A 14,914-nucleotide genomic window follows, 5' to 3' on the forward strand; every position below is an offset into this window, starting at 1 on the left:
GGAACCCGGCCCGTGTCGGCTCCGGCTCTGGACACCGTGCTCACCGGCCTCGCCCAGGACGAGGCCACCGGCTCGCTGCGGGTGGGCAAGGAGGGCACGGTCTACCTCGTACGCGGCCGGGTGTCGTACGTGGACTGCGCGGCCACGCCCGGGGTGGAGGAGCTGCTCTGCGGGTCGGGCCGAATCGGCGCCGCCGGGATCCGGCACGCGCGGCAGGAGGCCGGGCCGGGCGGGGACGGCGGCGCACTGCTCGTGAGCAGGGGCGTGCTCAGCCGGGGCGAGCTGGAGTTCTGCGTGCTTTCGGCCACGCTGGACGCGGCGTTCTTCCTGCTCACCCCGAGGACGCTCCGCACCAGGTTCAGGGCGGGCGACGCCCACTGGCTCGGGGTCCACTGGTTCTTCGACGTGCCGGGGCTGCTGCGCGAGTGCGCCAGGCGCCGGGCGCGGCTGGAGCGGGCGTGGCCGTCGGCCGAGCTGGACGCGCGGCCGGTGACGCCCCTGCGGCGGATTCCCGGCACGCACGCGCTGCTCACCCGGTTGCAGTGGGAGCTGCTGCTGGCCGCCGACTCGGCCGCCACGCCGGTCGAGCTGGCCCGCCGCCTCGGGCACCCGGCCTACTCCACGCTGCTGGCCGTACGGGAGCTCGCGGCGGCGGGCCTGCTGGCGACGGCACCCGCGGCGGCACAGACGGCACCGGACGAACAGCCGCACGAGCAGCCGGACGAACAGCCCGGCGAACCTCCGGACGCGCTGCCCAGGCGCACGCCCCGGCCGCCGGCGGCGCCGGTCGCCGACGCGGTGACCGACGTGAAGCTGCTGCTCAGAGTGCGTGACGCGCTGGAGGCGCTGTAGTGATCGGGTGGCTCAGGCGGGCCGGGAGGGATGTTTCGGTGGATCTACGCCACGACATTCATCGGGAGCTGGTGGTCCTGCGCGAGCGGGCGCCCGAGATCACCGGTGCGCTCACGTGCACGGTCGACGGCCTGCTCGTGACGACGGACCTCGCTGTCAGCAGCACCGAGCAGACGGCGGCGCTCACGTCGGCGCTGCTGTCGCTGAGCCGCCAGATGACCGATCTCGCCTGGATCGGCCGGCTGGAGGAGACGCTGATCTCCGCGGCCCAGGGGCACACCGCGTGCTACGCCGCGGGACCCACGCTCGTCCTCACCGTTCTCGCAGGCCCGGGGGCGAACCTCGGCCTGCTCCGGATCGAGGGACGCAGGGCGGCGGACAGGATCGCCGCCATCGCCGGACGCGGATAGCGCCGACCGGCGCCCGCGTACACGACAGGAACCAGGAGAGGAACGCATGGCGAACATGGATGTCTCCCTCAAGGAGATGCTGACCATCGACGGCGCGGTCGGCGCGGTGGTGGCCGACTACGGAAGCGGGATGGCGCTGGGCGCGCTCGGCGGGTCCAAGGACCTCGACCTCCAGGTCGCCGCGGCGGCCAACACCGAGGTGGTCAGGGCCAAGCTGCGGGCGATCGAGGCGCTCCAGCTGAACGAGACGATCGAGGACATCCTCATCACGCTGGGCTCGCAGTATCACCTCATCCGGCCGCTCACCGGCCGCGGCGGCAAGGGCCTCTTCCTCTACCTCGCCCTGGACCGCGGCCGGGCCAACCTCGCGCTGGCCCGGCACCAGCTCCGCTCGATCGAGGACAGACTGGAGATCTGACCTCGCGAGAATCGCCGGTGATGTCGCGAGGAGGCCGCCGGGGGCGGCCTCCCGACCCACCTCAGCCCGCTTTTGACCGCTTCTGTACGGTTGCGTGGTGGGGTGTCGTAAATGACCCGCCGAAGGCGGATTCTTGTTCTCCTGATCTGCTGCATGAGCCTGCTGATCGTGTCGCTGGACAACACGATCGTGAACGTCGCGCTGCCCGCCCTCGGGCGGGACCTGCACGCGCCGATCTCCGGCCTGCAGTGGACGGTCGACGCCTACACGCTGACGCTCGCCGGGCTGCTCATGCTGGCGGGCTCCACGGCGGACCGCGTGGGCCGCCGGCGCACCTTCCAGACCGGGCTGGTGATCTTCTCGGCCGGGTCGCTGCTGTGCAGCCTCGCACCGAGTCTCGCCTGGCTGGTCGCCTCCCGGGTCCTCCAGGCCGTCGGCGGGTCGATGATGAACCCGGTCGCCATGTCGATCATCACGAACACGTTCACCGACCGCAGGGAGCGTGCCCAGGCGATCGGCGTGTGGGGCGGGGTCGTGGGGATCAGCATGGCGCTCGGCCCGGTGGTCGGCGGCCTGCTCACCGACAGCGTGGGCTGGCGCGCGATCTTCTGGATCAACGTGCCCATCGGCCTGCTCGCGGTGTTCCTGACCTGGCGGTACGTACCCGAGTCGAAGGCGCCCGCGGCACGCCGGATCGACCCGGTCGGGCAGGTGCTGGTCGTCGTCCTGCTCGGCACGCTCACGTACGGGATCATCGAGGGCCCGGCGGCGGGCGCCGCGCTCAGCGCCGTCTGCTTCGCGGTCGCGGTCGCGGCCCTGGCCGGGCTGGTCGCCTACGAACTGCGCCGGCCCGAACCACTCATCGACATGCGGTTCTTCGGCAGCGCGCCGTTCTCCGGAGCGGCCCTCATGGCGGTCTCCGGCTTCGCCGCCCTGGGCGCGTTCCTCTTCCTCAACACGCTCTATCTGCAGGGGCACCGCGGCCTTTCCGCGCTCGACGCCGGGCTGTGCACGCTGCCCGTGGCGGTGAGCACGATGATCGTCGGCCCGCTGTCCGGCCGGCTCGTGGGCACGCGCGGCCCGCGCGCGCCGCTGGTCGCCGGGGGCGTCTGCCTGGCCGCCGCCGGGGCGCTGCTCGCCCAGGTGACACTCACCACGCCCCTCCCCCTGCTGCTCGGGATCTACGTCGTCTTCGGCGTGGGGTTCGGCATGCTGAACCCGCCGATCACGAACACCGCGGTCTCCGGGATGCCACTGGAGCAGGCGGGAGTGGCCTCCGCGGTCGCCTCGACCAGCCGCCAGGTCGGCCAGTCGCTGGGCGTGGCCATCGCCGGAGCCGTCGTGGCCGCCGCCTCCGGCGCGCGCTTCGTGCCGGCCGCGCGCACCGGGCACTGGATCACCGCCGCGTACGGCCTGCTCGTCCTGTGTCTCGCCATTCTGACCACCGGCCGCTGGGCCCGGCGTACGGCGGAGCGCACGGCTGCCCGGCTGTCGGAGGGCCGGGAGGAGGCCCTGCAGGCCGGATAGCGCCCGGGCTCATCCGGGGCTCTTGACCCTGTGGTCCTTGAGGTGGAGGTCGCCGCCGATCCTCAGCCTGAGCCGGTCGAGGACGCTCCGGGGCGCGAGGGCGGTCCAGATGTCGCCGACGAGGTGGGGGCTGTACTCCGGCGCCTGGTCCATCCACTCGTCCTTGCCCCGCTGGGTGGCGAACGTGGTGAGGAAGAAGTCGCCGATCGGCGTGTGGCAGTGCCCCTGGCGGAGTTCCGCCGCGTCGATCTGGATCTTCGGGGTGCAACCCGCCCGCGCGGCGAGTTGCTCGACCGTGGGCGGCGGGCCGTACGCGGGAGTCGCGTCCGGGCCGGCGCAGGCGGACGTCAGAGCGGACGACAGGGCGGCCGCCGCGACGGCGACGACCGCGAGAGCGTGGTGATGCGGAAGTCTCGACACCTCCGAGGTACGCAGACGCGGGCCCGGAGGGTTCACCTTGGGCAAATCGCCATATAAGGCGTTTAAGGGACATAGAAGGCGAAAGACTCACTGTTGGATACAAACCGATTGAGTGAGGAGTGACGTCTTGGCTGTCAACCCTTCCTCCGGAGTCCGTGCGAGCAGCCAGCCCTGGCTGCACCAGAGGGGCGTGGAGATCCAGTCGTTCGGCACGGTCCGGGACTTCCCCGTCGGCCTGCCGAGGGAGACCCGGGAATACTCCTGCCAGCGGCTCAACCAGATCCTGGCCGACACGCAGATCCTGTACAGCCTGTACAAGAAACACCACTGGCTCATGCGGGGGCCGACCTTCTACCAGTTGCACCTGCTGCTCGACAAGCACGCGGGCGAGCAGCTGCCGATCATCGACGCCATCGCCGAACGCATCCAGACGCTCGGCGGGGTCGCGGTCGGCGATCCGCGCCAGGTGGCGGAGATGACCGTGATCCCACGGCCGCCGGACGGCGTGGAGGAGGTGCCCGCGATGCTCTCCCGGCTCCTCGAAGCCCATGAGACGATCCTGGTCGCCGCGCACGACGCCGCCTCCCGCGCGGCCGACATGGGCGACGACGGCACCGACGACCTGCTCGTCTCCGAGGTCGTCCGTACGGGTGAGCTGCAGGCCTGGTTCCTCGCCGAGCACCTCGTCGACACGCCGCTCGTGCGCACCTGATCCCTGGGACGGTGGTTCCGGTAGCAGGGCACGGCGGGAACGCAGGTCCGGAGAATGTCGGTCCGGGACGCTAGTTTGACGGCGTGCCCACCCGACTGACCCCCGCCCTGACCACACGTGCGCTCAACCGCGCCCTGCTCGACCGCCAGATGCTGCTGCGCCGCCACGACATGAAGGCGCTGGCCGCGATCGAGCATCTTGTGGGCATGCAGTCCCAGGCGCCTCTGTCTCCGTACGTCGGCCTGTGGACACGGCTGCTCGGATTCCGGCACGAGGACCTGGCCGAGCTGCTCACCGGCCGGTCCGCCGTGCGGATCGCGCTGATGCGTAGCACGATCCACCTGGTCAGCGCCGACGACTGCCTCGCCCTGCGCCCGGTCGTGCAGCCCGTCATCGACCGCTGGCTCCGCACGTCGGGCGCGGGACGCCTGGCGGAGGCCGACCTCCGGGAGGTCGAGGCCGCCGCCCGCGCCCTGATGGAGGAGCGGCCCCTCACGTTCGCCGAGCTCGCCGTACGGCTGGGCGAGAAGCTGGGCGAGCGGTGGCCGGACGGCGAGGCCCTGGCGAGGGCCGTACGCGCGATCGTGCCGCTGGTGCAGGTGCCGCCGAGAGGTGTGTGGGGCGCCTCGTCGCAGGCCCGCCACGTGCCGGCCGAGTCGTGGCTGGGCCGCCCGCTCGGCGACGGTCCGGCCGCCGGTGACGCGCCGGGTGACGCCGCCGGTGACGCGACCGGTGACATGGTGCTGCGGTATCTCGGCGCCTTCGGGCCGGCGTCGGTCGCGGACATGCGGGTCTGGTCCGGCCTGACCGGGCTGCGCTCGGTGGTGAAGCGCCTCGACCTGGTGGCGTACCGGGACGAGAACGGCGTGGAGCTTCTCGACGTGCCGGGCGCGGCGCCGCCGGAGCCGGACGCCGAGGCGCCGGTGCGGTTCCTGCCCGAGTTCGACAACCTGCTGCTCTCGCACGCCGACCGGAGGCGGATCATCGCCGACGAGCACCGGCGGCGGGTCTTCACGGTCAACGGGATCATCCGGGCGACGATCCTGGTCGACGGTTTCGTGGCCGGGCTGTGGCGGATCGAGCGGGCCGGAGAGACGGCGACCCTGGAGATCGAGCCGTTCGCACCGCTGGCCCCGGCGGTCCGCGACGCGCTGGCCGACGAGGGCGAGCGCCTGCTCGGGTTCGCCGCCGACCGCGCCACGTCGCACGCGGTCCGCTTCCTGGACGGGAGGCGTCCGGCGGCGGCGACCGGAACGTAGGGACAGGCATGGAGACTCTCACGGTGACGGTGGACGCGCAGGCGAGCCCGGAGCGCGTCTTCGCCGTGCTGACCGACTGGCCCCGGCACCGCGAGTGGATGCTGCTGACCCGGGCGTGGGTCGTCGAGGGCGACGGCCACAGCAGGGGCAGCAGGCTCGCGGCGGCGACCGGGATCGGCCCGCTGTCGTTCCTGGACACGATGGACGTCACCGGCTGGCGGCCCCCGGACGAGGTGGAGGTCCGCCACACCGGCCGGGTCGTCCGCGGGACGGGGAGGTTCCAGGTGCTGCCCCGCCCCGGCGGCGGGAGCAGGATCCTGTGGGAGGAGCACCTGCACCTGCCCTTCGGGGTGGCCGGCCGGATCGGCTGGCGGGTCGCCGGGCCGCTGAGCGCCGTCTTCCTCCGGCTGTCCCTGCGCCGCCTCGCCGCGCTGGCCCTGCGCGCTCCCTGACAGAGCCCCGAGGATCAGCCCTGTGCTCAGCCGGCCGCCATGTCGAAGAAGCGGCGCTCCAGGGTGGTCGCGTGGCGGAAGACGTCCAGCACGCGGGCCCGGCCGCCCTCGTCAAGCTCCGGGCCGAGCCGGTCGAGCTCGCGGCGCAGGAAGCCGACCCACGCCTCGAACTCCGGCCCGCTGTGCAGGTCGACCCACTCGCGGTGGACGAAGCTCTCGCCCACGACGGGGATCCGGGTGGCCCAGCCGAGGTAGGTCCACTCAGCCACGCACAGCACGGCCAGGATCAGCGGATAGTCCTGGCTGAGCCGCACCTCGTCCATCAGCGCGCGGAACTCGATCGTCACCGGCTCCAGCGTGGGCGGGGCAGGATCGCCGCCGACCGCGGCGAGCGCGCGGTGGAAGTAGCCGCGCTCGGTGTCGGCCACCGTCTGCCCAAGGAAGCGGCCCACGGCCACCCGCGCCTCGAAGGAGTCGGCGGCGGCGACCGCGGCGCCGAGCAGCGCCGTGAAGGCGTCCACGAACTGGAAGTCCTGCTCCAGATAACGCCGCATGGCGGCGGTGCCGCGGCTGATCTCGGCGGCGAAGGGATGCGTGACCACCGCCGTCCAGTCGGGCTCGCTGCGGGCCCGCAGCCACGCGCTGAACACCTGCTCCTCGGTCATCCGTCGATCATCCGCCATTCCTCTCCGGCACGTCCGGCGTGAACGTTTCACGATGATCTCCTATGACGCGCTGCGTACGCACGAGACCCCGGCGGTGACCGTTGACCACCGATGTGCGGGTCCGTACGTTGAGCCCGAATGTTCTCAATCATGAATGCTGTTCACATTCATGAATCACTCACAGGACCAGGATTCACCCCCTCGGTCAGGGGTCCTGCACGACACGCAAGGAGCTCGGGTGAGAACCAGAACCAGAACCGCAGCCGCGGTGGCCGGCGCCGTGGCGGGGGTCGTCGCCCTGGTCGGCGGCGTCTCCACCGGCGTCTCCACTGCCGCGCCCACCACCGGCGCGCCCACCACCGGCGCCTACCGGATCGTCAACGGCGCCAGCGGCCTGTGCCTGACCGTCCCCGGCGCCAGCGGCTCCGACGGCGTACAACTCACCGTCTCCGCCTGCACCGGCGCGAGCAACCAGACCTGGACCCTCGCCGCCCAGAGCAGCGGCGTCCGCCTCACCGCCGGCAACAGCGGCAAATGCGCCGGCGTCACCGGCGCCTCCACCTCCGCCGGCAAAGCCGTCCAACAGGAAACCTGCACCGGCGCCACCTCCCAGACCTGGCAACTCACCGCCTCCGGAGCCAACTACCAGGTCGTCAACGCGGGCAGCGACAAGTGCCTCAACACCAAGGACAACAGCACCTCCTCCGGCGCCCTCGTCCAGCAGAACTCCTGCGACTCCGTCGCCACCAAACAGTGGACCCTCCAGCCCACCGGCTCCACCGGCACGCCCACCTCCACCCCCACGAGGACCCCCACCAGCACCCCGACCTCCACTCCGACGGGCGGCCCGACCACTCCGCCCACCACCGGGCTGGTCGGCTGGGCGACGCAGGGCGGCGGCACCAGCGGCGGCGCGGGCGGCCCGGCGACGACGGTCACCTCCCTGAGCGCGCTCACCGCCGCCGTGAAGGGCGACACCGCGAAGACCGTGCAGATCAACGGCAACTTCACCTGCTCCGACGACGTACGGGTGGGCGGCAACACCACCCTCGTCGGGGTCGGCGCGAACTCCGGGCTGACCGGTTGCGGCGTCAACATCCGTGACGTCTCCAACGTCATCGTGCGCAACCTGAAGATCTCCAAGGTCCCGGCCGGCAACGGCAACGGCGACGCGATCCACCTCGACAACGCCAAGCGGGTGTGGCTCGACCACAACGACCTGTCGAGCGACACCGGTCACGGCACGGACTACTACGACGGCCTGCTCGACATCACGCACGGCTCCGACTACGTCACCGTGTCCTGGAACAAGCTCCACGACCACGTCAAGTGCTCGCTCGTCGGCCACAGCGACAACAACGGCTCCGAGGACACCGGGCACCTGCGGGTGACGTACCACCACAACGCGTTCCAGACCTGCGCCCAGCGCAACCCGAGGGTGCGCTTCGGCAACCCGGTCCACGTGTTCAGCAACTACTACTACAAGAACCCGTCGTACACCGACTACAGCTACGGCATCGCCTCCACCTGCGGCGCCGGGGTGCTCGTCGAGGGCAACTACTTCGAGAACGTCGCCGAGCCCACACACACCTCCGAGGGCTCCTCGCCGGGCGGCTCGATCGTCGCCCGCAACAACTACCTCGTGAACTCCGGCACGCCGCAGACCTCCGGCAGCGTCGCCTCCATCCCGTACTCGTACACGGTCGACAACCCGAGCGGCGTGAAGGCGAACGTCCTCGCGAACGCGGGCACCGGCAAGATCTAGTCTCCGGACGCCCAGGAGGCCGCGGCCACCCGCCGCGGCCTCCCTCGCGGTCAGGGCCACGGTCAGGGTCGCGGCCATGGCCGGTCATGCCTCCTCTAAGATCAACCGTCATGATTTCGGACAGCTTTTCCGTTTCCCGGAGGAACGCCCTGCGCCTGCTGGCGGGCGGCGCCGCGTCGGGGCTGGCCGCCGGGCTGCCCGCGTCGCCGGCGAGCGCGGCGGCCCGCGTGTGGAGCGTCACCGGCCGCGCCGCGACATCGCTGAAGCCCTTCGACGACACGCTGAAGCGCTTCATGCAGGCGCGGACGATCCCGCACGCGTCCCTCGCCGTGGTCCGCAAGGGCAAGCTGGTACTCGCGCGGGGCTACAACTGGACCGCGGACACCTCGTTCGCGGCCGGCCCCACCTCGCTGTTCCGCGTCGCGAGCCTGAGCAAGCCGGTCACCGCCGCCGCGGTGCTGAAGCTGGCGCAGGACGGCAAGCTCAGTCTCTCGGCCAAGGTCGCGCCGCTGCTGGGGCTGAGCACGACCGCCGATCCGCGCCTCGCCGCCGTCACCGTGACCCACCTGCTCCAGCACCTCGGCGGGTGGGACTCCGAGGTCTCGGGCGACCCGATGTTCAGGGACCGGGTCATCGCGGCGGCGCTCGGCGTGCCGCTGCCGATCACGCAGGCGCAGATCATCACGCACACGTCCGGCCTCAGGCTCGACCACGCCCCCGGCACGACGTACGCGTACTCGAACTACGGATATCTCCTCCTCCAGAAGATCATCGAGAAGGCGAGCGGCGTCTCGTACGCGAGCTACGTCCAGAGCAAGGTGCTGACACCCCTCAAGATCAAGCGGATGACGCTCGGCAGCACCGCGAAGAGCCTCCGCAAATCGGGTGAGACGCCCTATTTCTCGCAGTACACCGGCAAGAGCGTGATCGACACCTCGGACTCCGTGGTGCCCTTCCCCTACGGCGGGTTCAACCTCGAGAACATGGCCGCCCACGGCGGCTGGCTCGCCACGGCCGCCGACCTGGCCAAGTTCACCACCCTGTTCGACGCGGCCGGCGTGCTGACCTCGGCGTCGATCTCCAAGGCGTTCGCCAAGCCGTCGATCGGGGTCAACTCCGACGGCTGGTACTACGGCCTCGGCTGGCAGGTCCGCCCGGTCACCGGGGGCCGCAACACCTGGCACACGGGGTCGCTGGCCGGCACCTCCACGCTCATGGTCCGGCGCTACGACGGGCTGAGCTGGGTGGTGCTGTTCGACCAGCGCGACGACGCCTCGGGGCTGAACTACGGGGACATCGACGCCCAGCTCCACACCGCCGCGAACTCGGTGAAGTCGTGGCCCACCACGAACCTCTTCTCCACGTACGGTCTGTAGATGTGGACGACGTCTGGGACCTGGTGGTGGTCGGCGCGGGACCGGCGGGCTCCGCCGCCGCGCTGCGGGCCAGGCAGCTCGACCCCGGCGGCCGGGTGCTGCTGCTCGACCGGGCGGCCTTCCCACGGGACAAGGCCTGCGGCGACGGCATCGCGGCGCACGCGCGGCAGGAGCTCGCGTTGCTCGGGCTGCCCGGCCTGCTCGACGACCACCGGCCGACGCCGCGCCTGTCGGTGACGTCGCCCGGCGGGATCGAGGTCTCGGCCGCGGTCGCGCGGCCCAACCACGTGGTCCCCCGCATGGTCTTCGATGCCCGGCTGGTCGAGGCCGCCGCGGCGCGCGGCGTGGAGGTGCGCCGCCACCGGGTGCGCACGCTGACCGCCCGCGACGGGCTCGTCGTGCTCGACGGCGAGGTGGCCGCCCGGGTGGTCGTCGCCGCCGACGGCGCCAACTCGGCCGTACGGCGGCTGATCGGCGTCCCGCCGAGCCCGGACCGGCATACCGCCATCGCGGTTCGCGGGTACGCCGACGTGCCGCCGGACGACGACGTGCAGGTCATCGTCATGCGGAGCGAGGGCTGGCCGGCCTACGCCTGGTCGTTCCCGGTGGGCGACGGCACGGCCAACGTCGGCTACGGCCTGCTGCTGCCGATGCTGCGACAGACCGGCCGGCCCGGGCGCGAGATCCTGCACGGGCGGCTGGCCCGGCTGCTGCCCCTGCTCGGTGAGATCAGGTCGCCGGTCCGCGACCTGCGGGCCCACCACCTGCCGCTGTCGAGCGGACGGCCGGTGCCCGGGGCGGGCCGGGTGCTGCTGGCGGGCGACGCGGCGAGCCTGATCAACCCGCTGACCGGCGAGGGCATCTACTACGCGCTGCTGTCGGGGCGGCTCGCCGCCGAGGCCGCGATCGGCTCGCCGGCGGACCCGCTGCGGGCCTACCGGCGGGCCCTGCGCCGGGCGCTCGGGCGGCACCTGCGCACCACCGACGCGCTCTCCCTGGCCGCCCGCTCCCCCGGCTTCATCGACGCGGCGATCTCCGTGGCCGCCCGGCGCACCGAGGTCTTCGACCTGCTCGTGGACGTCGGGCTCGGCGCGGGCACGGTGCCGCCCCGCCTGGCCGGCACGGTCGCCCTCCGCTGGCTCCGCGACCGCGCCTGAGCCGGTTCGCTCAGGCGGACGCCCAGAGGTCCTTGTCCGCGTCACCGGCGGCCTGGGGACCCATCAGGCCGAGCCCGCCGTCCACGAAGACCGACGCGCCGGTGACGTACGACGAGGCGGGGCCGGCCAGGAAGGCGATCACCTGGGCGACCTCGCGGGCGTCGCCGGGACGGCCCAGCGGGTAGCCGGGCCGGGTGCCGGGACGGGGCGGCCGGTCCTCCTGGCCGGTCATCGGAGTAGCGATCTCTCCTGGGGCCACGGTGTTGACCGTGATGCCGTGCCTGGCCAGTTCCAGCGCGAGCGTGCGGCTGAGCATCCGCAGGCCGCCCTTCGCCGCGCAGTACGGCCCCGCTCCCAGGCGGGGATACTCCTCGGCGCGAGATCGGCGCCGTCACCTCGCTCATGAGCCTCCCCCCTCGTGGCCATACGGTGGGCGTACGGCGTACCCGGGAGGCCCTCCGTCAACCGTCCCGTCAGCCGCCCCTGCGGGCGCGGGCCAGGGCGGCCAGGCGCACCTTCTGCTCGGGGGTGAGCCGGGCCAGTCTCTCGCGCGGGACCGGCCGCCGCAGGATCTCGTCGGCGCCGATCAAAGCCTCGGCGTGGTCGGCGGCGATCCGTACGCCGTCCTCCGAGGCGGCGTCGGCGGCGAGCGGGGCGATCCGCTCGTGGTACCCGTCGTCGGCAAGGGTGCGGGCGAGCAGCGCGGCGGCCCGTTCCTCGTCCCAGTGCGACACGGGGAGCCATTCCGCGACGCCCGCGCGGTCGAGCCGCTCGGCGTTGTCGGGACGGTCGACGCCGTGGGCGAGCAGCACCTGCCGGGTCGACGACGACAGTGCCCGGGCGAGCGTGCCGATCCCCCCGTGGTGGACGACCGCGGCGACCCGAGGCATGAACGAGGCGAACGGCGCCGAGGGCAGCCACTCCACCCCGTCGGGCAGCGACTCCGGCTGGAACGCCGGGTGCCGGTTCACCAGCAGGGCCCGCCTCCCGATCCTCTGGCACGCGGCGGCCGCCACCTCGTAGAACCGGTCGTGCAGCACCTGGCCGGTGCCTCCGGTGATCAGGACGGGCGGCTCGGCCCAGTCGGGGACCGGCCCCTCCGCCGTGTCGCCGAGCACGAACCCGCAGCGCACGGCGTTCGCGGGCGCCCGCTGGCCCGCGGCGTCGAACCACTCCGGCCACAGCACCAGCTGCACCGGGGCGTTGTTCAGGTAGGCGGCCCAGTCGCGGACCGGGCGCAGGCCGAACGACCGGTAGACCTCGTCGTACCCCTCCCCGAGCACGCGCCGGAAGAGGTCGGCGAGGACCGGCAGCGAGACGTACTGGTGGGGTGTGACGGACGCCAGCGCCACGGGGACCCCGTGCATCTCGGCGGCCATCAGCGCGGCGATGCCCGAGGTGTGCCGGGCGACCACCACCGTCTCCCCTGGCCGGTAGTGCGCCTCGATCATGCGCACCTCCTCGGCCAGCAGCTCGAACAGGCCGTTGCGCCGGTAGAGCCGGAGCACGCCGTCCGGGTCCTTCAGCGGGTCGAGCATGTAGCGCCGCGCGTCGTCCAGGTGCCGGTCGTAGCCCTCGTCGGTGTCGATCGGCAGGTGCCGCAGGCCCGCGGCCGCTATCCGGTCGGCGAACCAGGAGTGCGTGAGCACGGTGACCTCGTGGCCGCGCTCCGCCAGCTCGCGCCCGATCCGTATGAACGGGAGCACGTCGCCGTTCGTGCCGTGGGTGCTCAGCAGCATCGTGGCCATGCGGATCAGCCGTTCCCTGATTCAGACCCTGATTCGAGCCCTGATTCGAGCAGGGCGTCGATCTCCTCGTCCGACAGGCCCGCGAGCTCGTCGAGCAGCCCGGCCAGCTCCTCGTCGCCGGTCTCGGCGAGCTGCCGCTCCTCGATCACCTTGGCGACCTCGGCGATGGTGAACGAGGTGGTGTAGAGGGTGTCGAAGGGCAGCTCGACCCCGAACTCGGCACGCACCCGCGCCATGAACTGCACCAGCCGCAGCGAGTGGCCGCCCAGCTCGAAGAACCCGTCGTTCACCGAGGTGGGCGGCTTGTCGAGCAGCTCCGCCCACCACCGCATGACGGTCGCCTCGACGGGGGTCGCCCCGGCCACCTCGGCGGCCATCACCGTCGCCGGGCGGGCGGCCCGCATCGCGTCCAGGATCGCCTCGGGGCCGGTGAGCCGGGTCGCGATCCGCTCGACGGCCGCCCATCCGGCGGGCGCGGCCGCCGAACCGATCCGGGCGGGCCCCGCTGCCCTCTCCTCAGCAGGGCCCGATGAGTGGACGGGTGTGTGGGCGGGTGAGTGGACGACGGCCGCGGCGTCGGCGGCGGTGAGGACGTACCACGCCGTCTCCGCCGCCTCCTCGCCGTACGGCTCGATGGTGGCGGGCAGGGTGGACAGGAAGTCCCTGGCGGGCTGGTTGCGCTCGGTCGGCCGGAAGGACAGCGCGACCCGGGCCAGCCCGCGGTCGCGCGCGAGCGCGCCCAGGTGGGCGAGCATGCGGTGCTCGACCCCGCGCCCGAGCGCGCGGCAGCTCAGCAGGAACGCGCCGGCGCGCAGCGTGTCCCCGTCCGTCCGCACGTCGGTGAGGCCGACCACGCCGTAGTCGCCGAACCGGTCGCGCACGTCCACCACGAACGTCTCGTCGCCGTCCAGGCGCCGCGTCCCCGACAGGTTGAACTGGTTGGTCCGCTCGGCGAGCTGGGCCGCCCGCGCCTCGTGCCCGGGGCCCGCCGGGGTGATCGTCACCCGCAGGTCGAGCGTGGCGTAGAAGTCGGCGAGGGACATCTCGCCCCTCGCCTGCTCGCGCCGCCGTTCCTCCTGGTAGCGCCGGGTGCGCTCGCGGTCGGCGTCGGTGACGGCGGCGAGGTCGAGCGGCCAGCAGTGCCGCAGGAACGCCGCCGCGTCCGCGGCGCCGGGCGGCATCTGGAGGGTCAGCACCTCGGGGCAGCCGGCCCGGACCTCGGCGCACTCGACCGGGCTGTCGTCGAGGAAGACGAAGGAGTCGAGCCCGAGGTTCAGCTCGTCGGCCAGCGAGCGCAGAGCCTGCGACTTGGCCTCCCAGCCGACGCGCATCGCCGTGACGTCGTCCAGGCCGAACGGCAGCCCGGGATGCCGGGCGAAGACCTCGCGGACGTCCTTCTCCTCGTTCTTGCTGCACAGGCACAGCAACCGCCCCGCCGCGACCTGCCGGGCCAGCTCCCGCCAGATCTCCTCGCGCTCGGGGCCGATCACGACGCCGTCCGGGCCGTCCTCGCCGACCACGCCGTCCCACAGTGTGCCGTCGCAGTCGGCGACGACGACCTTGGGACGCGGGGTGGTCACGGCCTGGAGGCGGCGTACGACCGCCGCGGCGAGCGCGGCGAAGTAGTGGTCGGTGTACGGGACGTTGCCGGTCCGGTCGGCGAACGCGTCGTGGACGGCCTCCGGGTCCGCCGGCTCGTACGGCTCGGCGGAGGTGAGAACGTGGACCGAGCGGTCGTCCTTCAGCGCCTCGACCAGCCCGGCGGTCAGGCGCGCGTGGGCGCCGGGCGAGCCGTGCCCGGGCGAGGCGGGGCAGACGGCGACGAGATGGGGGGTGCCCGCCGCGGCCGCCGACGTCCGGAGCGCGGTGGCGAGGTCGTCCGCGGCGGCGTCGAGAGCGGCCGTATCCGCGTCGGCGGAGCCGGCCGTGACGTGTCCGGCGAGGTCTTCGGCGCGGACGAGGACGACCACGGCGCCGGCCCGGCCGAGCACGCTGCCCGGGTCGAGCAGCGAGGGGAAGACCTGGTCGTACGGAGCGAAGGCGACGTCCCCCTCGATCCCCAGCTCGGCGAGCCAGAATCTCAGGGCGTCCCCGAGCGGCTCGGCGGTGAAGGTCGCGGCGACCCCCAAAGCGATCTTGCTCACTGCGGATCC

At 72.8% G+C, this 14,914-nt stretch carries 14 protein-coding genes and 1 pseudogene; 10 read left to right on the forward strand and 5 right to left on the reverse strand.

All coding sequences use genetic code 11. The features are described from left to right. Positions 1-12: 12 nt before the first annotated feature. The 4 genes from F5972_RS21165 (at position 13) to F5972_RS21180 (ending at position 3,207) form a co-directional block, all read left to right on the forward strand. Positions 13-852 carry a transcriptional regulator gene (locus tag F5972_RS21165; protein ID WP_150935316.1) on the forward strand — a complete coding sequence of 280 codons (840 nt, stop codon included), beginning with the start codon at positions 13-15 and terminating at the stop codon, positions 850-852. A 38-nt stretch (positions 853-890) separates the two neighbouring features. Beyond that, positions 891-1,262 (forward strand): roadblock/LC7 domain-containing protein, encoded by a 372-nt coding sequence (locus F5972_RS21170; protein ID WP_150935317.1) that lies wholly within the window; start codon positions 891-893, stop codon positions 1,260-1,262. A 46-nt stretch (positions 1,263-1,308) separates the two neighbouring features. Next, positions 1,309-1,680 carry a hypothetical protein gene (locus tag F5972_RS21175; protein ID WP_150935318.1) on the forward strand — a complete coding sequence of 124 codons (372 nt, stop codon included), beginning with the start codon at positions 1,309-1,311 and terminating at the stop codon, positions 1,678-1,680. Positions 1,681-1,791: 111 nt separating this feature from the next. Beyond that, positions 1,792-3,207: an MFS transporter gene (locus tag F5972_RS21180; RefSeq protein ID WP_191910246.1), complete on the forward strand. Its 1,416-nt coding sequence runs from the start codon at positions 1,792-1,794 to the stop codon at positions 3,205-3,207. Between the two features lie 9 nt (positions 3,208-3,216). On the opposite strand, the gene F5972_RS21185 is transcribed toward F5972_RS21180, so the two are convergent. Continuing rightward, entirely contained in the window at positions 3,217-3,627 is a 411-nt protein-coding gene (locus F5972_RS21185) for a hypothetical protein (protein ID WP_191910247.1), read from the reverse strand. A gap of 127 nt (positions 3,628-3,754) precedes the next feature. Here F5972_RS21185 and F5972_RS21190 point away from each other — a divergent pair, with 127 nt between their 5' ends. The 3 genes from F5972_RS21190 to F5972_RS21200 all read left to right on the forward strand — a co-directional run bounded on the left by F5972_RS21190 (position 3,755) and on the right by F5972_RS21200 (position 6,050). Beyond that, on the forward strand, positions 3,755-4,339 hold the full coding sequence (locus F5972_RS21190) for a Dps family protein (protein ID WP_150935319.1): 585 nt from the start codon (positions 3,755-3,757) through the stop codon (positions 4,337-4,339). Positions 4,340-4,422: 83 nt separating this feature from the next. After that, positions 4,423-5,598: a winged helix DNA-binding domain-containing protein gene (locus tag F5972_RS21195; protein ID WP_225311701.1), complete on the forward strand. Its 1,176-nt coding sequence runs from the start codon at positions 4,423-4,425 to the stop codon at positions 5,596-5,598. Between the two features lie 8 nt (positions 5,599-5,606). Then, positions 5,607-6,050: an SRPBCC family protein gene (locus tag F5972_RS21200; protein WP_150935320.1), complete on the forward strand. Its 444-nt coding sequence runs from the start codon at positions 5,607-5,609 to the stop codon at positions 6,048-6,050. Positions 6,051-6,076: 26 nt separating this feature from the next. Here F5972_RS21200 and F5972_RS21205 read toward each other — a convergent pair whose 3' ends face one another. Then, positions 6,077-6,715 carry a TenA family protein gene (locus tag F5972_RS21205; RefSeq protein WP_150935321.1) on the reverse strand — a complete coding sequence of 213 codons (639 nt, stop codon included), beginning with the start codon at positions 6,713-6,715 and terminating at the stop codon, positions 6,077-6,079. A gap of 238 nt (positions 6,716-6,953) precedes the next feature. On the opposite strand from F5972_RS21205, the gene F5972_RS38905 reads away from it, so the two are divergent. The 3 genes from F5972_RS38905 (at position 6,954) to F5972_RS21220 (ending at position 11,013) form a co-directional block, all read left to right on the forward strand. Beyond that, positions 6,954-8,480 carry a pectate lyase family protein gene (locus F5972_RS38905; protein ID WP_263641846.1) on the forward strand — a complete coding sequence of 509 codons (1,527 nt, stop codon included), beginning with the start codon at positions 6,954-6,956 and terminating at the stop codon, positions 8,478-8,480. Between the two features lie 110 nt (positions 8,481-8,590). Beyond that, positions 8,591-9,856 (forward strand): serine hydrolase domain-containing protein, encoded by a 1,266-nt coding sequence (locus F5972_RS21215; RefSeq protein WP_150935323.1) that lies wholly within the window; start codon positions 8,591-8,593, stop codon positions 9,854-9,856. A 2-nt stretch (positions 9,857-9,858) separates the two neighbouring features. Beyond that, positions 9,859-11,013, forward strand: coding sequence for an NAD(P)/FAD-dependent oxidoreductase (locus F5972_RS21220; protein WP_225311703.1), 1,155 nt, complete (start codon positions 9,859-9,861; stop codon positions 11,011-11,013). Between the two features lie 10 nt (positions 11,014-11,023). On the opposite strand, the pseudogene F5972_RS21225 reads toward F5972_RS21220, so the two are convergent. From F5972_RS21225 to F5972_RS21235, 3 genes and pseudogenes are all read right to left on the reverse strand, one after another. Next, a pseudogene (locus F5972_RS21225) lies at positions 11,024-11,383 on the reverse strand (SDR family oxidoreductase); the annotation flags it as partial. 103 nt (positions 11,384-11,486) lie between these two features. Further along, positions 11,487-12,761, reverse strand: coding sequence for a glycosyltransferase (locus F5972_RS21230; RefSeq protein WP_150935325.1), 1,275 nt, complete (start codon positions 12,759-12,761; stop codon positions 11,487-11,489). A 5-nt stretch (positions 12,762-12,766) separates the two neighbouring features. Then, positions 12,767-14,905 (reverse strand): HAD-IIIC family phosphatase, encoded by a 2,139-nt coding sequence (locus tag F5972_RS21235; RefSeq protein ID WP_150935326.1) that lies wholly within the window; start codon positions 14,903-14,905, stop codon positions 12,767-12,769. Positions 14,906-14,914: the final 9 nt, after the last annotated feature.

Origin of the sequence: Microbispora cellulosiformans (assembly GCF_008728085.1) — a bacterium.
Taxonomy (GTDB): domain Bacteria; phylum Actinomycetota; class Actinomycetes; order Streptosporangiales; family Streptosporangiaceae; genus Microbispora; species Microbispora amethystogenes.